The organism is Candidatus Omnitrophota bacterium, assembly GCA_014728045.1.
Lineage (GTDB): Bacteria > Omnitrophota > Gorgyraeia > Tantalellales > Tantalellaceae > WJMH01.
Map to the genome: position 1 here is coordinate 160,457 of WJMH01000012.1, position 23,338 is coordinate 183,794.

General features: G+C 50.8%; 13 protein-coding genes. All 13 read left to right on the forward strand.

Annotated elements, in window-relative coordinates:
- Window positions 1-87 precede the first annotated feature (87 nt).
- The 13 genes from GF409_04585 (at window position 88) to GF409_04645 (ending at window position 23,280) form a co-directional block, all read left to right on the forward strand.
- The gene (locus tag GF409_04585; GenBank protein MBD3426486.1) at window positions 88-1,080 is read left to right on the forward strand and encodes an AAA domain-containing protein; all 993 of its coding nucleotides are present in this window, start codon (window positions 88-90) and stop codon (window positions 1,078-1,080) included.
- Window positions 1,081-1,098: 18 nt separating this feature from the next.
- Window positions 1,099-1,986 (forward strand): DUF58 domain-containing protein, encoded by an 888-nt coding sequence (locus tag GF409_04590; GenBank protein ID MBD3426487.1) that lies wholly within the window; start codon window positions 1,099-1,101, stop codon window positions 1,984-1,986.
- Entirely contained in the window at window positions 1,987-2,940 is a 954-nt protein-coding gene (locus GF409_04595; GenBank protein MBD3426488.1) for a hypothetical protein, read from the forward strand.
- The gene (locus GF409_04600; GenBank protein ID MBD3426489.1) at window positions 2,940-3,941 is read left to right on the forward strand and encodes a VWA domain-containing protein; all 1,002 of its coding nucleotides are present in this window, start codon (window positions 2,940-2,942) and stop codon (window positions 3,939-3,941) included. Before GF409_04595 ends, GF409_04600 begins: the two co-directional genes overlap by 1 nt.
- A complete protein-coding gene (locus GF409_04605; protein MBD3426490.1) occupies window positions 3,942-4,961 on the forward strand; it encodes a VWA domain-containing protein in 1,020 nt (339 codons plus the stop codon). It abuts the gene before it with no gap.
- 4 nt (window positions 4,962-4,965) lie between these two features.
- Entirely contained in the window at window positions 4,966-5,961 is a 996-nt protein-coding gene (locus GF409_04610) for a tetratricopeptide repeat protein (protein ID MBD3426491.1), read from the forward strand.
- A gap of 22 nt (window positions 5,962-5,983) precedes the next feature.
- Window positions 5,984-7,837, forward strand: a complete 1,854-nt coding sequence (locus GF409_04615; protein ID MBD3426492.1) for a hypothetical protein — start codon at window positions 5,984-5,986, stop codon at window positions 7,835-7,837.
- Entirely contained in the window at window positions 7,837-8,631 is a 795-nt protein-coding gene (locus GF409_04620) for a tetratricopeptide repeat protein (GenBank protein MBD3426493.1), read from the forward strand. Before GF409_04615 ends, GF409_04620 begins: the two co-directional genes overlap by 1 nt.
- Window positions 8,631-12,026: a methionine synthase gene (locus GF409_04625; GenBank protein ID MBD3426494.1), complete on the forward strand. Its 3,396-nt coding sequence runs from the start codon at window positions 8,631-8,633 to the stop codon at window positions 12,024-12,026. Before GF409_04620 ends, GF409_04625 begins: the two co-directional genes overlap by 1 nt.
- A gap of 1 nt (window position 12,027) precedes the next feature.
- The gene (locus GF409_04630) at window positions 12,028-12,234 is read left to right on the forward strand and encodes a hypothetical protein (protein MBD3426495.1); all 207 of its coding nucleotides are present in this window, start codon (window positions 12,028-12,030) and stop codon (window positions 12,232-12,234) included.
- 78 nt (window positions 12,235-12,312) lie between these two features.
- Window positions 12,313-14,181, forward strand: a complete 1,869-nt coding sequence (gene mnmG, locus GF409_04635; protein MBD3426496.1) for a tRNA uridine-5-carboxymethylaminomethyl(34) synthesis enzyme MnmG — start codon at window positions 12,313-12,315, stop codon at window positions 14,179-14,181.
- Entirely contained in the window at window positions 14,178-15,083 is a 906-nt protein-coding gene (locus tag GF409_04640; GenBank protein MBD3426497.1) for a TIGR01212 family radical SAM protein, read from the forward strand. Before mnmG ends, GF409_04640 begins: the two co-directional genes overlap by 4 nt.
- 112 nt (window positions 15,084-15,195) lie before the next feature.
- Window positions 15,196-23,280, forward strand: a complete 8,085-nt coding sequence (locus GF409_04645) for a protein kinase (GenBank protein MBD3426498.1) — start codon at window positions 15,196-15,198, stop codon at window positions 23,278-23,280.
- Window positions 23,281-23,338 lie beyond the last annotated feature (58 nt).

Here is a 23,338-nt window from a genome sequence, read left to right on the forward strand (position 1 = left end):
CGGGTTGTCATCACAAAAAAAGAATGTTATTATATATTACTTAAAACATAAGTAATTAGACGGACGTTAAAACCAAGGAGGTACGAAATGTCCCAGGGGATCACCGCCATAAACGAAAAAGTGCAAAAAGAAAGTGTGTTCATAGAGGACCTTCTTGCCGAGATAAGAAAAGTCATTGTCGGGCAGGAATATCTTATAGAGAGGCTCCTTGTGGGGCTGTTGGCGAATGGTCACGTTCTGATAGAGGGCGTGCCCGGTCTGGCCAAGACCATGTCGGTCAGGGTCCTTTCAGCGGCCATCGACACGGGTTTCCAGAGGCTTCAGTTCACGCCCGACCTTTTGCCCGCGGACCTCATAGGAACGCTGGTCTATAATCCGAAAGAGGGTAATTTCACGACCAAAAAGGGTCCTATTTTCTCTAACATAATACTGGCTGATGAAATCAACAGGGCTCCGGCGAAGGTACAGAGCGCCCTTCTTGAGGCGATGCAGGAGAGGCAGGTCACCATAGGCGAGAACACCTTCAAGCTCGACGAACCGTTCCTGGTGCTTGCTACGCAGAACCCCATTGAGCAGGAAGGGACTTATCCGCTTCCGGAAGCTCAGGTGGACAGGTTCATGCTCAAGATAAATATCGGATATCCGCACAAGGAGGAAGAGCACAAGATACTCAAGAGAATGGCAGTCACGGATAAGAAGCTGGAAGTCAAGCCCGTGATCTCCCCCGAGAAGATCGTTGAGATGAGAAAGATAATTGACGAGATATACATGGACGAAAAGATCGAAAAGTACATAGTTGACATAGTGTTCGCAACGCGCAGCCCCAAGGATTACGGCCTTGAAGAGCTTGAAGGGCTTATAGATTACGGGGCCTCTCCCAGGGCCAGCATAAATCTCGCGCTCACCGCGAAAGCGTACGCATTCGTCAAGAGACGCGGTTACGTTACACCCCAGGACGTTAAGTCGATAGGTCCGGACGTTCTGCGTCACAGAGTAATACCCAGTTACGAGGCCGAGGCGCAGGATAAAACATCGGAAGATATCATAAAGAGGGTTTTTGACGAAGTCGAAGTACCGTAAACGATCGCTCAGGCAAAGATGATACCCAAAGAAGTAATAAACAAGATAAGAAGGATACAGATAACCACCTCGCGAAAGGTGACCGATATCTTCGCGGGTCAGTACCAGAGCGTCTTCAAGGGCGTGGGCATGGAGTTCGAGGAAGTGCGACAGTACATGCCGGGCGATGAGATACGCTCCATAGACTGGAACGTGACCGCCAGGATGGGGCACCCTTATGTCAAGAAGTTCGTGGAGGAGAGAGAACTGACCATAATGATACTGCTGGATGTTTCCAACTCCTGCCGGTTCGGTACGGCCGGTCGCGTAAAAAGCGAACTCGCTGCGGAACTGTGTTCTGTGATAGCTTTTTCGGCCATTCAGAACAACGACAAGGTGGGTATGATAACCTTTACAGACCGTGTCGAGAAGTTCGTTCCCCCGCGCAAGGGCGTGCGGCACGTGTTAAGAGTGGTGCGCGAAGCTATATATAACGAGCCCGAGGGCAAGGGCACCGATATAAACCAGGTGCTTGAGTATCTTAACGGCGTGACGACCAGGCGTTCGATAACATTCCTTGTCTCGGACTTTTTCGCCGGCGATTTCAAGAAAACCCTTTCAATAACCAATAAAAGGCATGATGTTATCGCTGTTACCATTACCGATCCGGCCGAACTTGTGCTTCCCAAGGCCGGGATCATAAAGATGCACGACGCCGAGACGGGCGATCTTTTCGAAGTTGACACGTCCGATCCGGCGTTAAGGGTCTCTTACGAAAAGCGCTCGAGCGAGCTGGCCGAAAAGCGCTCGAAGATCTTTCGTTCCACCGGGGTGGATTCTATAGACATACGCACGGATTCTTCTTATGTGGAACCGCTGATCAAGTTCTTCAGGATGAGAGAGAGAAGAATAAGGGGAGGCAGATAGTTGGTTCTTACTAAAAGAAAAATGTTCATTTTTGCCGTTCTGGCGGCCATGGCCGTCGGGCTTATGGCAGGAGAAGCCTGTGGCGATGAGGAGCTGGTCTTTAACATAACCAGCAAGGTCGACAGGAGCAAGGTCAATATCGGTGACCCCATCAAGCTGGAGATAAAGGCCGAGGGAGCTTCGGGATATAAACTCGTTTTCCCCGAGAAGCCCCAGGAGTTGGGGGAGTTCTCTCTTATGAGATCGCGCCCGATCGAGGAAGGCCGAGCGGAAAGGATCGTCGGCCGGGAATACGTGCTTGGCATATATACAACAGGGCTGCACGTTATACCGCCCGTGGAGGTCATGTATCGCAGTGAAGGTTCCGGTGGGGATTGGCTGAAAGCGAAAAGCCCTCAGGTGCCCATGGATGTGAGGAGTCTCCTAACAGGCGACGATACCGACATAAAGGATCTTAAAGGCCTTGCGTTTCTGGGGGGGGGTTCTCCCGGGCTATTGCTCTTTTTGATTGTTCTGGTTCTTGTCGGCGCTGCCGCGTGGTTTTTCTGGAAGAGGCGCTGGCAGCACATAGAGCAAGCTCAAATGAGGGAAAGGACAGCCTATGAAATAGCTCACGAAGAGCTCAGCCGCCTGAAGGCGATGGACCTGGCGGGCAAGGGAAGGGTGAAAGAATATTATACGCGGCTTTCCGATATCGTAAGACGTTATCTGGAGAAGAGGTTCAGCTACAGGGCCCCGGAGATGACGACAGAGGAATTTTTGCGGGAGCTGAAGACCTCGCCCCTTATCCAGAACGAGCACAAGGAATTGCTTAAGGATTTTCTTTCGAAATGCGACATGGTCAAGTTCGCCAAGTACGGACCGACCCCCATCGAGACCATTGACAGTTTTAAGGCTGCAGAAAAGCTGGTCGAGCAGACGCGCGAAGTAGAAAAGGAGGAGGTGGAGGCTTGATATATCTGGCGAATCCATGGGTCCTACTTCTTTTGTTGTTGATACCCCCAGCGGTGTACCTGCTCACGAGGTACGGCAGGCGCAGAGAAAGCAGCGTGCGTTTTTCCGATAAAGGCCTCGTAAAGGGATTCAAACCGTCCTTGAGGCTCAGGATGAGTAAAACTCTCGTATATGTGCGGGCGCTCTCTCTTGTTTTGATAATTGTCGCGCTGGCACGCCCGCAGTCGGCCTTCGAAGAGACCAAGATACATATCGAGGGTATAGATATAGTGCTCGCGGTGGATGTCTCCAGCAGTATGCGCGCGATGGATTTTGAGATAGACGGCGAAAGGGTGGACCGGCTCGAGGTGGTAAAGAAAGTCGTGCGTGATTTTATCCAGAAAAGGCCGAACGATAAAATAGGGCTTGTAGCTTTTGCCGCGCACGCCTATACGGTCTGCCCACTTACGCTTGATCATGACTGGCTGGAGAAGAACCTGGAGAGGGTGAAGATCGGCATGATGGAGGACGGCACGGCCATAGGTTCGGCCCTGGCCGGCGCGCTTAACAGGATCAAGGATACAGGGACTAAGGAAAAGATCATAATCCTCCTGACCGACGGGAGGAATAACGCCGGCAGGGTATCGCCGATGGTCGCAGCAGAAGCGGCAAAGGCGCTAGGGGTGAGGATCTATACCATAGGAGCCGGCACTAAAGGCATGGCACCTTACCCGGTGAAGGACATGTTCGGCAATACGGTCCTGAGGCCCGTGGAAATAGAGATAGATGAGAAGCTTTTAAAGGAAATAGCCGATACCACCAGCGGGCTTTTCTTCAGGGCTACGGATACAAGGTCCCTGGAGGACATATACGGGGAGATCGACAAGCTCGAGAAGACCCCCATGGAAGAGACGGGATACCACATTTACAATGAACTTTTCGGATATTTCCTCGTTCCCGGTCTTTTGCTGCTGCTTCTGGAGGTTCTGTTGTCAAATACATGGCTGAGGAGGATACCGTAGATGAGGTTCGGTCTGCCATATATGTCCATATTGCTCTGGCTGGTGCCGCTACTTGTTGTTTTTTACTTCCTGGCCGCCAAGATGCGGAAAAAGACCATGGAAAGGTTCGCTGAAAGCCCCTTGCTTGTAGAGATAGCTTCTGATGCGGACAGGCGGAGGAGAAATATATCAAGCGCGATCATTGTCGTTTCCGTTTTTCTGATCGTTCTGAGCCTGATGAGGCCGCAATGGGGTTTTCAGTGGAGAGAGGTGGAGCGGCGCGGAATTGATATTGTCATTGCCCTGGATACGTCAAAGAGCATGCTCGCAGAAGACGTGTTGCCCAACAGGCTTGAAAGGGCCAAGCTGGGCATTAAGGACCTGGTCAGGAAGCTCAAGGGCGACAGGATAGGGCTTGTGGTGTTCTCGGGTACCGCTTTTTTGCAGTGCCCGCTCACTGTGGATTACAACGGGTTCTTGCTTTCGCTGGATGACGTTACTGTTGATACCATACCCGTGGGAGGGACCTCGCTGGCGAACGCCATATACACCGCCATGAAAAGTTACGAAGGCGGAGGTAAAAAGAACAAGATACTTATAGTGATAACCGACGGAGAGGACCTCGAGGGCGGGGTAGACAAGGCAATAGCCATGGCTAAGCACGAAGGCGTGAGGATATTCGCCGTAGGGATAGGAGCCATCGAAGGCGAGCTTATACCCGTCACCGGGAAAGAGGGACGCAGGGTTTTCCTCAAGGACCAGAAAGGGAACGTTGTCAAGACAAGCCTCAGAGAGGATGTTCTCCAGAAAATGGCGATCGAGACCAACGGTATGTATGTAAGAGCCACCGGGGGGGAATTCGGACTTGATCTTATATATGAGAAGGAGCTCTCGAAACTGGAAAAAGAGGAGCTTAAAAGCCGGATGGAGAAGCGATACCATGAAAGATATCAGTATTTTCTGGGGCTGGCGCTGCTGCTCCTTTTCATTGAGCCGTTCATAGGTGATTCCAGGAGAAAAGACAGGGCGTTCGTTAAATAAGGATATGTTTATTGGGACTATGAGAACAAGAGCACTGATCATGATCATATTATCCGCGGCGTTTATCTTTTTATCTGACGCTGCGTCTGCTGCGTCGGTAAGGGGTATCGTGCGCAGGGCGGAAGAACTTTTTGAAGAAGGGAAATATGCCGAGGCCCTGGAGGAATACGACAAGGCTCTTCAGCTTGAACCCAACGCGCCGGTCATCCGTTATAATAAGGGAGTTGCGCTTTACCGGAAAGGTGAATATCAAGAGGCGAAGAAAGCTTTCATGAGAACTCTCGCGACAGGCGAGGAGGATGAGAATATAGAGAAAAAAAGCATTTATAATGCCGGTAACAGTAAGTTCCGGGCCGGTGAAAGCTTGGAGAAGGCTGACCCCCAGCGGGCTATAAACAGTTATAAGGAAGCCTTAGAATATTACAAAAAAGCCATACAGCTCGCGCCGGAGGATGAAGACGCCAAGTATAATTATGAGTTTACGCTGAAGAAAATACGTGAGCTGCAAAAACAACAGCAGCAACAGCAGCAACAGCAACAGGATAAGGAGCAAAAAGACCAGCAGCAGGACCAGAAGCAACAACAGGATCAACAGCAGCAGGACCAGAAGCAACAACAGGATCAACAGCAGCAGGACCAGCAAGACCAGAAAAAGGACCAAAAGAAGAAAGACCAGCAGCAGGACCAGAAGCAACAACAGGATCAACAGCAGCAGGACCAGCAAAAGGAGAAGGAGCAAAAAGACCAGCAGAAGAAGGATCAGCAAAAGGACCAGCAGAAGCAGCAGGACCAAAAGCAACAGAAGAAGTCTTCCCGTCACGAAGAGAGACAGCCTGGGGGAGCGGGCGAACTGCAGCAGCCACAACCCGCCCCGGGGGAGCTTACCAAAGAGGAAGCGCAAATGCTTTTAAGGGCGCAGGAAGAGGAAGAAAGCCGGATGAGAGCCCAGCGCATGAAAGCTCGCAAAGCTCGCAGGCCGGAGGTCGTAAGGGACTGGTGATCTTTCAAATCTCAGGATAAAAATGAAAAAGACAATTATTTACATACTGGTTTTTTGGATGGCCGCATCCGCGAATTCGTGGGCCGAGGACTACAGCTACGAAGCCGAACTTGAGAAAAACAATGTCTCAGTGGGTAACCCCATATATCTCTATCTTACGTTCCGCGGCTCCCAGAAGGTGGACAGGCCCAGCATCTCGAAGATCGACGGGCTCCAGGTGCAGTACGTCGGTCCTTCCACGAAGATACAGGTCATAAACGGTCAGGTATCGCGGTCGATAACACATACCTATCTATTGCTGCCCTTAAAAAAAGGTGAATATACGCTCGGTCCGTTCGTTGCCAACGTGGGAGGCGTGGATTACAGTACGGGTGCGGTCACTCTTTCGGCCAGGGACGTTCCCGGTCCGGTTACACCGGGAGGCGGTGGTATCGCACCGGCGCCGTCGGCGCGACAATCTAACCCTGCGCGGGAGGAGCCCTCGGCAGCGTACCAGGATGACAGAGTGTTCCTGACCATGGATGTCGAAAAGCAGAGCGTTTACGTCAATGAAGAGATCCCCCTTGTCATCAAGCTCTATGTCAGTAATGCGGGGCTGAGAGAGATACAGTACCCGACGTTCCCTCATGAGGGTTTTTCCACGGGGGAATATTCTGAACCCATAAGGCGCAGCGAAGTAAAAAGGGGGGTCAGTTATGAGGTCCTCATGTTCAGGATGAACCTCTATGCCATTAAGGAAGGCGATTATGTGCTGGGCCCGGCAAGGCTTAACTGTAAGATGGTGACCCAGAAAAAGACCAGGCGAAGAGCATCGTTTTTCGGAAGGAGCATATTTGACGATGATTTCTTCACCAGCCGGTTCGGGGTCAATACCTTTCCCATAGAGCTCGAATCCAATGAGATACCCATGACGATACTGCCTTTCCCGGAGAAGGGCAAACCCACCGATTTCCAGGGAGCGACCGGGGACTTTTCTATGGAGGTCTTTGCCGATCCCAGAGAGGTCAAGGTCGGCGATCCTATCGTTCTTAAGATGATAATCACCGGCACCGGCAATCTTGATACCGTTACCGCGCCGGAAGTTTCCGTGGGCGATAAGTTCAAGACCTATGAACCTCAGGTCACAAAGAAAGATAACAGGAAGATCTATGAACAGATACTTATTCCCAAAAACGAAAAAGTGGAGCAGATACCCGAGGTCTCTTTCAGCTTTTTCAACACGGATACAGGCAGGTATGAGACGATTACGCGCGGCCCCGTGCCCGTTAAGGTCATCGAACGCCCTGAGTCCGAACGTGCCGTCAAGATGGTATCTATAGGCGGGGAGGAGCAGATGCTCTATCCCAAGGAAAAGCTCGGGCAGGATATCGTGTATATAAAAGAGAGCCTCGGGGGCCTTGATCCAAAGGGGGAGTTCATTTTTTCAGGCTGGCTGTTCTGGGTGGTGCAGCTCGCGCCATTGGCGGCGTTCGTATTCTTTTACGCCGCACACCGCAGAAAAGAGAGGATACAGACAGACAGAGGTTACGCAAGGTCTCTTAAAGCGCCCCGGAAAGCCAGGAACGGGTTGTCAAGGGCTAACACTTATCTGAAGAAGGGAGAGATACTGCCTTTCTATGACGCAATATTCAAAACGCTGCAGGAATATATCGGCAACCGCTTCGACCTTCCCAGGGGCAACGTGAGCCTGACAGTGGTCGAGAAGAGGCTTCTTTCTTCAGATTGTGACGAGGAGATCCTTCAAATGCTTCGCGAGGTGTTCTCAAAATGTGAAATGGCCCGGTACGCGTCGGCGCCCCCGGGAGGGGAAGAAGCTGAAGAGATGCTCAGTAAGGTGAGGAAGATCATCGACTATATGGAGAAGGTGAGGATCTGATGGGTTTTCGTATATCAAAAGGACGTTTTGGAAGCGCAATTAAATGTCTGTTATGCGCTGCTGCTGTTCTGTCTTTTTGCATCTGTTCCCATGCTGAGGAGAGGGAAGCCGGTCCTGAGAGGCTTTTTGCGCGCGGCAATGACTATTATGAACAGGGTGACTATCAGAACGCCATCAATGAATACAAGAAGATAATCGATGGGGGTCAGGCCAGCGGACCTCTTTACTATAACATCGCCGGGGCGTATTTTAAATCAGGCCAGCTTGGGAAGGCTGTATTGAATTACAGGCGGGCGATGTTCCTGATGCCGCGTGACGGTGACCTGAAGGCCAATTACAAGTTCGCCAAAAGTGCCGTTCTGGAGAAGCCGCCTTCGCCCCAGGGTATATGGCAGAAGGCGGGGATCGGGTTATATGCCGGCAATTTCACCGTAAATGAACTTGCTATTCTTTCTTCAGCTGCATATATTCTCGCGCTTTTTCTTCTTTACCTGTTACTTACGCGCCATGCGGTCAACTGGTATTTATCGGTCGTTATCCTGTGTCTCGTGCTTTATATAGGCCTTAACATGGCCGTTATCTGGAAGAAAGCCCATGACTACAGGACCGGTGCGGTCACTGTCTCTTCCGAAGCGCAGGCATATTACGGACCTTTCGATACCGCGACCAAATTCTTTACCCTGAATGAAGGAGTGCATGTGAACGTTCTTAGTTCAAAAGATGACTGGTACAAGGTCAGGCGCCGTGACGGAAAGATCGGCTGGGTGAAAAAAACCACAATGGAAAGAATATAATGATGACGATCAAGGAAAAGATACAGAAGGATCTGATACTGCTGGACGGGGCGTTCGGGACCTACGCGCAGATGCTGGGGTTAGGGGACACGCATTTCGGGGATAAACCGGGGTGCATGGAATACCTTTCCGTTCAGAGTCCCGATTTTGTCACTAAGATACATGAGGATTATCTTGAGGCCGGGGCCGACGCTGTTGAGACCAACACTTTCGGAGGCAACGCACTGAAACTGGCCGAGTACGGTCTGGGTGACGATGTTTACGATATTAACCTTGCCTCAACCAGACTTGCCCGTTCGGCCGCGGACAGATTCTCCTCCGGCGGTAGACCAAGGTATGTTTTAGGCACCATGGGCCCCACCGGTAAGCTTCCCTCCTCGCAGGATTCTGAACTTGGGAACGTTCTGTATTCGGATTTGAAAGAAGATTTCTACCGTCAGGCACTGGCTATAATAGACGGTGGAGCCGATGCGCTCCTTATCGAGACGGGGCAGGACCTTTTGGAGATGAAAGCTGGCGTTAACGGAGCCCGCCAGGCTCTGAAGGAAAGAAGGAAGGACCTTCTTGTCTTGGCACAGTGCACCCTTGCCAATAACGGGAGGATGCTCCTGGGGACCGAGATATCAGCGGTCTGTTCGACGCTTGCATACCTCGGGGCCGATGTTGTGGGGCTTAACTGCAGCACGGGTCCGGTGGAGATGGAAGAAGCGGTCAGGTATCTCAGTTCGCGTTCATCGGCGTATATATCATGCGTCCCTAACGCGGGACTGCCTCTGGAAAAGGACGGCAAGACGGTCTACCCCCTAAAGCCGGATGAAATGGCACAGATAATGGCGCGCCTGGTGAGGGATTATCATATCGACATTATAGGTGGTTGTTGCGGGACAAGTCCCGAACACATTAAAGCCATGAAAGGGGCCGTTACCGTCTCCAAGAAAAGGGCTTTACCGGCCAATTTCTCTTTTTCCAGTTATTACAGGGCGAAAGACCTTCGCCGGATCAAAAGACCGGTGAAGGTGGGGGAGAGGATAAATACACAGGGTTCACGCAGGATGAAGGACCTTCTGAGGAATGAGGATTACGATAATATCGTGGAACTGGGTAAAAGCCAGCAGAAAGACGGGGCGGATATCCTGGATGTATGTACCGTTCTGACGGAGCGTTCAACGGAGAAAAGGGATGCGGTGATCCTTACCCGGTCCCTTGGTGAAAGCGTGGATATACCTCTTATGATAGATTCCACGGACGCGGATGTCATAGAGAGCGCACTTGAGAACTATCCGGGAACTCCTTTCATTAATTCGGTCAACCTTGAGGACGGGGGGAGGAAGGCCGACAGGGTGTTCTCGCTCGCCAAAGAGCACGGCGGGTTCGTCGTCAATCTTGTGATAGATGAGAAGGGAATGGCCAAAACCGTCGAGAGAAGGCTCGGTATAGCTGAGAGGCTTTATAAAAAGGGAGTGGAAGAACACGGTCTTCAGCCGCACAGGATGATATTCGATATGCTCACCTTCACCCTGGGTACCGGTGAGGACGAGTATACGAAATCAGGTAGGGACACTTTGAGGGCCATCAAAATGCTGAAGGAGAAGTATCCCGATGTCCTTACCGTGCTGGGGGTTAGCAACATATCCTTCGGATTGCAGAAGAACGCCAGAAAGGTGCTGAACATGGTTTTTTTGCACCACGCGGTAAAGTCGGGCCTGGACCTTGCGATAGTGAACCCGGGTGAGTACCTGGATGACAGGGATATCCACAAGGATGATAAGAAGCTGGCGGAGGACCTTCTGTTCAACAGAAGAGATGACGCTTTATCACGGCTGGTGGCCCATTTCGACAGATCCGCCGCAGAAGCCGTGGAGGTCACAGAAGGCGACGAACACCTGACGGCCGAGGAAAAACTGCGCAAGTGTGTTTTTGAGCGTGACAAATCGGGTATTATTAAGGCGGTAGAGGAGGCGATGGAATCCTATACCCCCCAGCAGATAATAAACGATATCTTGATGGCCGCCATGAGAGAGGTTGGGGATAAGCTGGATTCGGGTGAAATGGTCCTACCTTACGTTCTTCAGTCCGCCGAGGTCATGAGGAAGGCTATAGAATATCTTGAGGGTTATCTTCCCGCCGAATCGGTGGCGAACAAGGGCAAGGTGCTTCTTGCGACCGTGTTCGGGGATGTGCACGACATAGGCAAGAATCTCGTTAAGATGATCCTCAAGAATAACGGTTTCCAGGTCATAGATCTGGGTAAACAGGTTCCCGTGGAAAAGATCGTCGAGGAGGCCCGTAAGAACAAGGTGGATGCGGTGGGTCTGAGCGCGCTTTTGGTTTCGACGGCCAGGCATATGAAGACCTGCGTCCAAGCCATGTATGACGCTGGGCTTGAATATCCGGTCCTTATAGGGGGCGCGCCTACCAATGACAGGTTTGCCCGGGAGATATCTTTACTCCGGGATAAGAGCGTTTACAAAGGAGGCGTTTTCTATTCAAGGGACGCTTTCACCGGGCTTAAGATAATGCAGGCTTTGATGGATCCGGCGAAGAAGAAAGAGGCCATGAACGAATATCTCTGTGAAGAAGCCCGCGAAGGGAAAGCCCGACGAAGAGTAGCTCCTAAAAGGCGCGAAAGCCCCACTAAAAAAGAAAGCGCGGCGGGTAAAGTTCCGATGCCTCCCTTTTTCGGAGTGAGACCCTTATCCAGCATACCTGCCGACGGGGTCTTCGAATATCTGGACAAACGTGCGGTTTTCGAGCTTGCCTGGGGCGCGAAGCTGAAGGACCAGGATAAAAAACATATGCTCATGAAGAAAGAATATGAACCCCTTCTCGATGAGCTTAAACAGGAATGTATGCGAAAAGGATGGCTCGATCTCAAGGCGGTTTACGGTTATTTCAGGTGCCGTGTAGAGGGGGATAAGATGCAGGTGCTCGATGAAGGCGGTTCTCCGCTCGAGGAATTCATTTTTCCTGTTTCGGGCGGCATATGCCTTACGGATTATTTTGTGAAAGGTCCCGATAAACTGGATGTAGCCGCTTTCCAGGCTGTCACGGTGGGTAAAAGGATCAATAGAGCGATAAGCGAACTGGGGGATAACAAGGAGTATGCGCGCGCGTTCTATCTCCACGGGCTTAGCGTGCATCTGGCCGAAGCACTTGCTTCCTACGTGCATGACCTCATCAGGAGCGAGTGGGGCCTTAATAAGGGCCAGGGCAAGCGTTACAGTCCCGGCTATCCCATGTGGCGCGACCTTAAGGACCAGAGCAAGCTTTTCCGGCTTCTGGAAATAAACGAAAGGCTGGGGCTTGACCTTACCAGGGGTTACCAGATAGTACCCGAACAGAGCACTACCGCCATGATAGTGCACAGCGACAAAGCAGAGTATCAAGGAGGATAACATGGAATGCAAGCAAGACAGGAACAGATCCTTTTGCAACTGTTCGTATGAACCCTGTTCCAAAAAAGGTATATGTTGTGAATGCCTGCAGTATCATATTAAATCCGGGGAAATGCCGGCGTGTTTTTTTCCGGATGATATAGAAGAGGGATATGACAGAAGCGTGGGTAACTTCGTAAGGATCTGGCAGGAACGTAAACACATATAAAGGACGATCTATCCGGACGGTGGGGGATCTGGTGTGGTAAGGTCTGACACCGGGACTCTGCCGTTATTAGCTTTTATCATGAGGAAGACAAAGTATCAGGTCATAGTTGTTGGAGGAGGTCACGCCGGCTGTGAGGCCGCGCTTGCCTGCGCGCGCATGGGCGTGGATACGCTCCTTGTGACGCTCAAAAAACAGGCGATAGGCTATACTTCCTGTAACCCCTCGATAGGAGGGGTGGGCAAGGGGCAGCTTGTCAAGGAGGTGGATGCTCTGGGGGGGGAGATGGCCAAGGCGGCTGACGCCAGCGCGATACAGTTCCGTATGCTTAACACCTCCAAGGGTTATTCGGCCCGCTCTTCGAGGGCACAGATAGACCGGAAAATGTATAACGATTACATGCTTGGATGTCTTGACTCAGAAGAGAGCCTGGATATAGTGGAAGGTGAGGTAACGGAACTTGTCATCTCAGGCGCTTCCTGTAAAGGCGTGCGCACCTCAGGCGCCGGGGAATACACTTCTTCCTGCGTGATTCTTACCACAGGCACTTTCATGAACGGTACCATACATATAGGCCTGGAACATTTCCCGGGAGGCCGTATGGGCGAGAAATCTTCAAAAGGCCTTTCGCAGAACCTCTCGTCACTGGGTTTCAACGTGGGCTCTTTGAAGACGGGTACCCCGGCTCGCCTTGATGGCAAAACCATAGATTTTTCGCTTCTTGAAGAACAAAAAGGGGATACGCAGATAATACCTTTTTCCTATTCGACGAGCGCGATAAGGCTGCCGCAGAGGTCCTGTTACATGACCAGAACAAATCCCGGAACGCATCGCATAATCACTGGCGCGCTTGACCGTTCACCGCTTTATTCGGGTAAGATAAGGTCAACGGGGGTGCGGTATTGCCCGTCCATAGAGGATAAAGTGGTAAAGTTCCCCCACAGGGATTCCCACATAGTCTTCCTTGAACCTGAAGGCTTGATGACGGACGAATACTACCCTAACGGGATATCCACATCTCTTCCCGTTGACGTGCAGGTAGAGATGCTGCACAGCATAAGAGGGCTGGAAAGGGCCAGGATGAAAAAGCCTGCCTACGGTATAGAATACGATTTTGTAGACCCCACTCAACTTTATCCCACCCTTGAGACAAAGCCGGTAAAGGGTCTTTTCCTCGCGGGTCAGATTAACGGGACCACCGGATATGAAGAAGCCGCGGCTTTGGGACTAATGGCGGGTATAAACGCGGCCTCAAGAATAAGAAAGAGGGAACCGGTAGTGCTTGAAAGGTCGCAGGCTTACATAGGTGTGCTCATAGACGATCTTGTCACAAAGGGGACCAGTGAACCTTACAGGATGTTCACCTCCAGAGTGGAGTACAGGGTCCTTATCCGGGAAGATAATGCCGACACCAGGCTTTCAGAAATAGGCAGCCGACTGGGGCTTATCCCGGAGAGTTATCTGAAGAGGGTGCGTGAAAAAGCCGAAAATATCCGAAAAGAGAAGAAAAGACTGGACGAGGTTACAGCCGAGCCCGGAGGCGAAGCTGATCGCTTTCTCGCTGAAAGGGGCGAGGCTCTTCTTTCAGCTAGAATAACGCTCGGCCAGTTCCTTAAAAGACCCTCGGTCACTTATGAAGACGTGCTCCGTCTGGACGCGGGGAGTTTGAAGCTCACCTACCAGGAGAAAGTGCAGCTTGAAGTGGATATAAAATATTCGGGTTATGTCGAGAGGGAGCTGGCCAAGATCCGCAGGTTCGAGGACCTTGAGAAGATACGCCTGCCGGAAGAGCTGGATTATTCCCGCATACACGGACTTTCCAATGAAATAAAAGAAAAACTCGAAAAATTCCGTCCCCGTTCACTTGGGCAGGCGTCGAGGATCTCCGGCGTTACTCCGGCGGCGGTATCAATAATCATGATCCGCCTGAGATCGCTGCAGAAAAAATGAAATATTATTCCTTCAGCTCATATTTAAAGCGGAAATTCGATCAAAAGGTATGGAGAATATGTCTTGACCCTGGGTTCGGATGCCCGAACAAAGAGGGGCATACCGGAAGAGGGGGTTGTATATATTGTAATGAGTCGGGGTTCAGCGACATAGCCGGGAAGCGGTTGCCCCTGAAAGATCAGATAGAGGACCAGATATCCCGTGCCAGGAAAAAAAGGGGGATCGAAAAGTTCATAGCGTACTTCCAAAGCGGTACCGGTACCAATGCCCGAGTAGAAAACCTTAAAGCTTCCTACGATGTTATCAGGGATTACCCGGAGATAGTGGGTCTGGCCGTATCTACCCGGCCCGATTGCATTGACGATGAAAAACTGGACCTTATAGCCGGTTATACGCGGGATTATGATGTCTGGATCGAATACGGCGTGCAGAGCGTTCATGACAATACTCTTGAGAGGATCGGCAGGGGCCACGGATATGACCAGTCAAAAGAGGCGATAAGGCGCACTTGCGAACGAGGCATTAAATCGGCAGCCCATGTCATTCTGGGGCTCCCCGGAGAGACGCATCACGAGATGGTCGCCACCAGCACTGAGCTCTCACGCCTTCCGCTGTGGGGAGTGAAACTGCATGTTCTTCATGTCCTGAAGGATACACCGCTTGAAGAGGATTACAATAAAGGCAAGCTCAGACTTCTTGATAGAGGCGAATATGTCTCCATAGCCTGCGATTTTATTGAGAATCTTAGAAAGGACTGCGTTATCCTCAGGATACTCTCTGACGCCAGGAAAGAGTTCCTTGTAGCCCCCCGCTGGATCAACGCAAAGCAGGCAGTTCTGGCCGATATAGAAGATGAGTTCACGAAAAGAGGAACCGGCCAGGGTAGCTCAAATCCCTCCTGAAACGCCCGAAAACACCTGTTTTCCGGGGGATCACCCATATAATAGTTAAGCTATAAAATAGTTAGTTATAGCGGATTGACATCTTCTGTTTATCTGATATAATGAGTTTATCATGAGAAAGTTAGGAGTATTAAAAGCCATAGCTATAGCTGTTCTGTTCACGTTCACAGTGCAGAATATCGTCTATGCCAACCCGGATATCCTGACGCGTAAAGCGACCGGGTATACCGACACACTGGCGCCTGTATCGCGTCTTCAGAATTACGGGGTGGAGCTGGCAAGTGCCATGTTCCTGGTCAAGGTAGCAAGCGATATCCTCTCAAGGGGGGACGTGCAGCCGGATAAGCTTTCCGCGTTCATTCAGGATGAACCCACGTTCACACCGGAAATAGCCAAAAAACTGGATCTGGATAGATGCGAATTCTCCGGTGATGAATTACGTATCGTTTATAACGGAAATGACGGTCCTTTTCGTATTAATTTTTACAAAAAGCCCGACCACATCGAAGGTGATATGGCCAGCGCCCCGGGAAGGGAAGAATTCTGTGATATCGTTCTGGAGATCAAAGTTCCACAGCAAGAATACGCGAAAGGTCAGGATAGCGCCGGAAAGGATGAAGATGCCGCATCCGGCGATGAAGATATAAGGTCCGAAAAGAACGATGATGTTACAGGGTCCAGTCAGGGTAACACTGCCGCGCATGAAGCGAACAAGGTGTGGAAGAGGTTCCTTGGTATCTTAGGCGGTCCTTTCGGTCGATGGAAATCCCGAGGTATTCTTGGTGTCAACGACGTGATAAGACCATACTGGAAGAACGGCCGCCCCAGGAAGGGATGCGTTAAGTCCCCGGATATGCCTGATATTATAAATATTCTCTACAATACGGGGTTTTCCGGTATAGCCCAGAGCATACTCCAGAACGACTACAACATGTATGTCTACGATCTGGGAAGACCGGATTTCGTTAAGGGGGTCAACACCCATTACGGCATAAGGACTGGTAGTATCCACATAACGAAAGAAGAATATGACAGATTAAAGAAAATGGGCAAATATCATCTGGCAGCCAGGGTCGTACATGAAGTTTCCGAGATAGACAGCTGGCGGGAGAAAGCTGATGAGCTCATAGCAGAAGGCAAGATCAATGGTTTGGGCAAGGTCCCCATAAAATACAGCTCGGCATGGGCTAACGGTATAAGGAAATGGATAAAAGATAATTGCGATGATTCACACACCGCCCACGCCCAGGAACTTGACAAGGAATTCCACCGCAGGGGTGTGGAGCATGAGATCGCTATCCTTGTAAATGAGATACTCGTACGCAAGGATACCATGAGCGTTCATGAATATTCAAAAGCGGTAAAATCATTGGCTGGTGAATTCCTTAAGGGAAAATATAAAGGAATGTTGACCGAACCCTGGAAAGAACAGGATCCCCCTTCCGGGATATTCAAGCCGATATACACCAAGACACAAAAAGCCCTGCAGCATTTTGCGAGTAAAGAAGAGCGGGAGTTCTTCCTTAACGCGCTTTTTCTCAACGCTTCGCTTGAACTGGCCCGCAGCCAGAACGGCGGGATCGATCTTATAATGGCCTCCCAGGAAAGCGAAAGCTACAAGGGGAGGTTGATCCTTAAGGCAGTGGGGACTCTCAGGGAAGCTGTCAAGGAGCCGGAGGTTATAGATTCGGTTACACGCGCTGAGATAGAAGGATGGATCAATGATCTGATAGAACATGCCGAGGTATTTTCTTCGAAAACAAAGGACATTTTAAGCCAGAGCTTCGCCAACCTGCGCAAGCAGATCTCGCAAAAACACCGCCAGAAATGGACCTACGGCCATTCTCGCGATCCCCAGGATATCCTGGGCGCGGCCTCACAGGCCGGGGACCCCTCCAGTATGGGGGGCGATACCAGTATGGGACCGTTAAGATACGGGCTGGGGATGATCGGAAGTTCGAATCTGGCTCAGTGCATAACTCCCCAGGGGAGCGCAACGACCCGCATAAAGGACCCGAGTGATGTTATTAACCTCCTCGGGCATTACAAGAACTGGGGATACCGCGATATCAGGGACAGGTCCAGTTCTGCGAGGGCTTCTGACAGTGATCAGGCTTCTTCTTCGAAAGATACTTCATCCAAACCCGGCAAACAGGCCACGAAATACGCATACATTGCCAGGTTCAGAGACGAATCCACGTTCAGGGAAAGGGTGACCTATGCCTGCAGAAGCGCAGTGCATCTTTTAAAGGATCCTAAAATACTGCAACTTGCCGGTTCGCGGGATTTCCGTGTTTTCTACGGGTCACGTTCAGGATATTTCCAGGTCGATGACACGGAAAAAGGTTACGCGCACGAACTGGATATCACGCTTGTGGTCGACGGGGACAAGGGACTTACCGAATACAATTATTCTCCCGAGCAGCTTACGAAAATAGTTCAGGAATTCTCGCCCCAGGACAGGGTAACACCAAGTATCCGCGGGGTAAAGATAAAAGTGGTCGGTCTCAATACCCTTAGACTCGGGTTAACCAGTCTTATCAAGGGTGTCGGGGTGACCAAAAAGCAGATCGAAGACAGGGCTGAGATGCAGAGGCTCTTTATCCAGATATACAGGGAAGACATCCAGGTCGCCGGTGAGAACTTGGTAGCACAGTCGAATTTCGCGCTTTTCGAGGAGGAAATGCCGCAGTTCGAACAGAAATATATACAGGAACTGGTTGCAAGCCTTGACCGGGTCGTGGCAAGGAGGCAGGAACTCGAAGCCGAAAAGGGAACTATATCGGTGACGGAACTCGATTCCGACGAAGAGCGGAAGTTGAGCGAGATCGAGGTCTCTCTCGATAGTGATTATCTGCGCGAGGAAGAGCTTAAGCAGGAAAAAGCAGATGTGGAAAAGCGGAGGTCCCAGAGCGAAGTTAAGAAAAAGCAGCTCGGCGTGACCTTCAAATATTTCGAGGATTACCAGGAGAGGATAAAGAAGGGAGAGGAGATAAGTCACGAGGAGAAGTCCAAGTACAACCAGTTGGTAGCGAAATACAACGAGGAACGCGCGCAGTACCTGGAAGAAGTCGAGGCAATATCCAAGGAGGAAGGGCGCATCAGCGGAGAGATGCAGGCTCTCAGGGCTAATATTGAAAGAAAGGAAAAAGCCGCAGATGATCTGAAAAAGCGCAAGCAACGCGCGTCACAGAGGAGAATGGCGTTCGATTACCAGGCAAGGCACCTTGACAGGCATTACGAACTATTGTGTAAAAGGATAGAAGACGCGCAGTTCGGACATCCCCTTACAAGGGGCGTTGTTATAAGCAACAGGTACAGGGTCATGGACAAACTCGGCCAGGGCGGTTTCGGTGCCGTGTACAGGGTAAAGGACCTACAGCTTGACCAGGAAAAGGCCATAAAGATACTCTTGCCGACCCAGCATATGACCATAGCACAGAGGCAACAGGCTACTCTGGGTTTCGAAAGGGAAGTAACAAGTTTAAAGAAGCTCGGAGAGGCTAACGCGCCTGTTCCGGTTATAGGGGACAGGTTCAAGTATGCCGGATCGGAAGGGTTTGTAATGTCCCTGGCCAAGGGTATAACCCTGGAAGAAATGTTCCATAAGATCAAAAAAGGCGAACTGAGCTTGAGCGCGCGAGAGAAGATCGTGCTGATGTATGCCATATGCAAGACCGTGTCAAGGTTCCATGTTGAAAAATACATACACAGGGATTTCAAGCCCGCTAACATCATAATCCCCACGAATGAGGACGGATCTCTGTCCCTTCCGAACATAGCCGACGGCGAACAGCTCCTTAAAAGCGCCAGTTTCGACGCTTTTGTCAGGAAGATATGCGTAATTGACCTGGGTAGTGCCATTCCGGGGCAGACCTCCGACAAGAAAGAGACCGGCGACTTCAAAGCGCTTACCGATAGAACGATCATAACGGGTGACAACGTGATCCACGGTACGCCATGGTACATAGCGCCGGAACAGGCAGTCCCCGATCATACCAATCCCATTAGCAGTAAAACAGATGTCTATTCACTTGGTATTATGTTCTACAGGATGTTCTCCCGTCATTTTCCGAGGGGAGAAAGCGCTAATCGTAATGATCCTGTACAGATAGTGCTCAGCCATAACAGCGATGAACCCATTACGTGGCTGGAACGCATGATAGAGTCGGAGAACATCAACCTGAAGCAACAGAGGCTCCAGAACAATCTGGTGGACGTAAAACGACTGGATGCGATAAGGCCGAAGACCAGAGAAGGGGAGATGAGCCTGACCGAAAAGCTTGCCAGGGCCACAAAGGCGGAAAGAAGACTGATGATACGTAATTCGCAGGGTGAACTTGTATGGGTAAAAAGGGTTCTGGAAGATGAAGACAATTTAATGGAAACCCTGGCAAATATCCCGGGGCTTACGGACGAAGAACGGGACAAGATATTCAACCTTGTCGTACAGAAAGTGCCGGTGGTTGACGGATTCATAGAGGCTATTGTGCACAGGATGCTTATCAGGAAATCTATCGAAAGGCCTACCGCTGAAGAGATCGCCAGGGAGCTTGAAAAATACCTCACCGACAGGAAAGACGAGATGAAATACCGTCCCCGCGGGGAGAAGAAGAGCAGGGGCACGGTTGTGCGTATAGCTGAATGGTTCCAAAATCACTGGACGTTTTTCGCGGTATTTTTAATGATGACCGCCGTGGGACTGGCCGCGCTTGTTGTATGGTTATATCAACTTTACGACCAGGCCGTAAAAGAAAGGGCCAAGGCGGTACAGGAAGTGAGGATCGCCAACAGGGAGAAGAAAAAAGCGTTCGAGGCGAAGATGCAGGCCGAAAAGGACGTCAAACTAGCCGAACGAAGACAGGAGGAACTGCTTGGAGAAAGGAAGGCCATTGAATCCAGTCTTGAGATCCTCAGGAAAGAGAAGGGATCTGTGGAGGAGCAGAAGGCTTCTCTTCTAGACCAGGTCAAAGCTCTCAGCGACAAGGCCAAGAGAGCGGTTGAACTGGAGGGGCAGTTGAAAGAACTCGAAGCGAAGGTCAGAAGTCTCAACGAGAAAGAAGACGCCCTTAAACGCAGGGAACAGGAACTGAACAAGAAGATCGAGGAATCCGAGGCCCGGCTTGACAAAGCTGAAGAGGAACTTGAAAAACACCGCAGGTCATTACCGGGTGTTTTCGGGGACGCCAAGGCGGCAGCCGCTAATTTCGAGGCGGATGAGGCGCTTCGCATTATAGATAACAGGCTTTTTTGGTGGACGGTCAACGAAGATAACATAAAACAGTATTCGCTTGGATATGACGAACTTTCAAAAATACTGACGGACAATGGTTATATTGACAAGGCGATAGAGCTTGAGAATAAAAGAGTGGACCAGTCACCGAGGATCTCAAGGTTCATAGGAGGCGGATCCGAAGAGGCTAAGGCGCTTTTTCGTGCCGAAGGGGTCAAGGGCAAATTGAAACAGCTGGACCTTTTATGGACCAAAGGGGATTATCCGGGCGCCCGGAAATATGCCGAATCCCTTCTGAGGGATAAGGTTGTAACGGCCTCAAAAGCCAGGGTCGAATCAATAAAAGGTAAATTAATAGAGATACTTCTTGAAGAGGCAACGCTGACCAAAAGCAGTGACCTCAGGAAAGCGAGGACCGAAACAGCCGAAAGTCTTATCAAACAACTGGAAAGCGACATTGGAAAGAACCTGTACTATGCCAAGCTCTATCTTGCCAGAGGGGAATACCGTTCGGCTGTCAAGTATTTCGGTTATCACCATAATACCTGGCAGAAAAAGTCGGAAGAAGAAGGTATAGCCCAGGGCGTTAAGATACTCAGGGAGAGAGAGGCGGCGTATGCTCTTTTGATGCAGGCTGTTACTTACCGCCAGCAGGCTTTTACATACAAGCTGAAGAACGATGAGGATGGAGTCAACGTAGCCGCCGGTGCCGCATACAGCCTGATCGAAAAACTTGCAAAGGAATATCCCAAGCATAACGCTATACTCGCATGGGGAATCTTTATAAAGGGAGAACTTCTGGCGCTTCAGGGCAAGCAGCCCGCGTCCGGACAGGAATACAAAAACGCTATCGGGATAGCCCGGATGGTCAAGGAAAAACTTCTTCTTCTCCTGGTGAAGAACAACCTTGGCGAGAAAATGGAACTGACAGACCTTACGGATACATGGTCTGAGCTGGTCTCCGGGAAGATACCTGTGCCGGCGGTCTATATCGTAGAGATCAGGAAACTCCTCAATGAGCAGACACTCCTTCATCAGGAAGCGGCGGCAGAAGAGAAACGGAAGGCAGAGGAGGAAAAAAGAAAGGCTGAAGAAGCCAAACGCAAGGCCGAAGAAGAAGAGAAAAGGGCGCTGGAAGAGGCCAGGCGCAAGAAAGCCGAAGAGCTCATCAGGCAGGAGGCTTTAAGGGGTGTCAAGACCGCTGAAGAGGCCAAGGTGAGGCTTGTTCAAGTCAATAAAGAGATCTCTACCCTGGAGCGGAACGTGCAGCTTGAGAAGAACAGGGCCAAGCGTGCCGAGGCCGAGAAGCAGCTTGAAAGGGCAAAGAAAAAGAAGCAGTACCTAGAGGATTTCATGGATACTCTCCGGAAGCAGCAGGTCCCGCCCGAGGAAGAAGATAAGGACAAGGACCAGGTGCCGGATGTGCCGGATGAGGGCGCGTTTTACCGCCATACATACCCATGGCAGGATTCCTGGGGGGCTCATGAGTTCGTGAACCTGTTCCCGATGCCGTCTGAGCCGGTGATCGACCAGCTGGACGCGGTGGATGCCCTAAGCGATATGCCGATAGCGGACACTCTTTCAGATATATATCCCGATCACCGTCTTCTTAACGCAGTTATAAGGGCTTCCATAGAAGAATTCCTCTACACGAAATTAAGGCGTGACGGGGTGACCGTTTACGTGCTGGGCACCGACATCTGTCATAATTTCAGGGATCTGTATAACCATCTTCCGCGATCTAAAAAGAAGAGAGTGGAGGAGCTTTTCGAAAAATACTGTAAGGTGACCAATGTGCCTCCTTTTGCAAGGATGAACCTCTACCAGCGAGGGCTTGAGGCCCTTAAGAGGATCTCGGGACATGCCGGGAGGCGGCTGAATACGGTTTATGTTGTAAAGGGTTCGACGGAACTGGAGACACGTATCAATCATGAAATAGCCGAGATGAGGATCCACCAGCAGAGGGCGGCAGAACTTGCGGGTTATTCCTCATGGGATGAGGTGCCCGATGAAAAAACCGACAGAGACACGGCCATTGCGAGGCTTAAGGATACTCCGGGCTACAGGGAGTTCGCTCTGGCGGCGCATGAGATCGCCCAGGATACTTTCGAGGTCCCGAAAGGCAGAGAGCTCATTCCTGATGAGGTCTCATCATCCGAAAATGAAAAACTCGTGGATACGGCTAAATATTTCCATGAAGTCCCGATAGCGTCCCAGGAACAGAACAACGAAATGCCCGCGCCCATATTCAACATGGATATCCTTCTGGCCGCGGTGAACGCGATAACCCTTGGAATGGTTTCGCTATTCAAGGAAGAGACCATGAAAACGCAGAGCGCCATGACCGCTCCTACAGCGAGAGGGGTGGTAATATTCGCAGACGACCTCGTGGATTGTTCGGCCGTCTTTGATCTTAACCGTATGGCTGAAATAGTGGGTAAAGATGACAGTGTCCTTTCCAAGGTGGTGCTTTATGCCAGGGATCCCGCAAAAGGCGATATAGTCAGAAAGCTTATAAAGGACAGTAATCCCGAGGCAGTCGTCGAAACCGTACTGGAATCCGACGTCAAGGAACATTACGGGGAAGATTATTATTCGACGAGCCAGGTCGCTGCCGTGCTGCGCTATTCGATGAACAAGAAAAGCGGGCAGCTTTTCAGGAAACCCGATCAGATCCTGGGTGTTGTCAGAGGCCCCCTTGTCAACGGGGAGGATGCCGAGCAGATAGAAGAGGATCTTAGGTCGATGAACGTACCTGTTGTGGCGTTCGAGGATAACACCAAAGGTAATGTTTATTCGATTATGCAGGCTTTGGCTGAACTTGCTTCTGCGAGAACCTCGGGCAAGGCTCTTGCGGACAGACTTTTCATGGTATTGCCGCCGATGACGCGAATATCAGAAGCCCTGGAAAAGGAATACCGTACTTTCAAGGCCATGGTGGAAGCGCTTGAATCCGCAGCATAATATTCCCTCACGGACACCTTATCATCCAATATTCACCCACGATTTAAAAATATTGTCC

What these genes read in the sequence shown, in the direction of transcription:
- GF409_04625 (MBD3426494.1), top strand. Translation starts at nt 8,631, where the DNA reads ATGATGACGATCAAGGAAAAGATACAGAAGGATCTGATACTGCTGGAC.
- GF409_04610 (MBD3426491.1), top strand. Translation starts at nt 4,966, where the DNA reads ATGTTTATTGGGACTATGAGAACAAGAGCACTGATCATGATCATATTA.
- GF409_04630 (MBD3426495.1), top strand. Translation starts at nt 12,028, where the DNA reads ATGGAATGCAAGCAAGACAGGAACAGATCCTTTTGCAACTGTTCGTAT.
- GF409_04585 (MBD3426486.1), top strand. Translation starts at nt 88, where the DNA reads ATGTCCCAGGGGATCACCGCCATAAACGAAAAAGTGCAAAAAGAAAGT.
- GF409_04645 (MBD3426498.1), top strand. Translation starts at nt 15,196, where the DNA reads ATGAGAAAGTTAGGAGTATTAAAAGCCATAGCTATAGCTGTTCTGTTC.
- GF409_04640 (MBD3426497.1), top strand. Translation starts at nt 14,178, where the DNA reads ATGAAATATTATTCCTTCAGCTCATATTTAAAGCGGAAATTCGATCAA.
- GF409_04590 (MBD3426487.1), top strand. Translation starts at nt 1,099, where the DNA reads ATGATACCCAAAGAAGTAATAAACAAGATAAGAAGGATACAGATAACC.
- mnmG (MBD3426496.1), top strand. Translation starts at nt 12,313, where the DNA reads ATGAGGAAGACAAAGTATCAGGTCATAGTTGTTGGAGGAGGTCACGCC.
- GF409_04605 (MBD3426490.1), top strand. Translation starts at nt 3,942, where the DNA reads ATGAGGTTCGGTCTGCCATATATGTCCATATTGCTCTGGCTGGTGCCG.
- GF409_04620 (MBD3426493.1), top strand. Translation starts at nt 7,837, where the DNA reads ATGGGTTTTCGTATATCAAAAGGACGTTTTGGAAGCGCAATTAAATGT.
- GF409_04615 (MBD3426492.1), top strand. Translation starts at nt 5,984, where the DNA reads ATGAAAAAGACAATTATTTACATACTGGTTTTTTGGATGGCCGCATCC.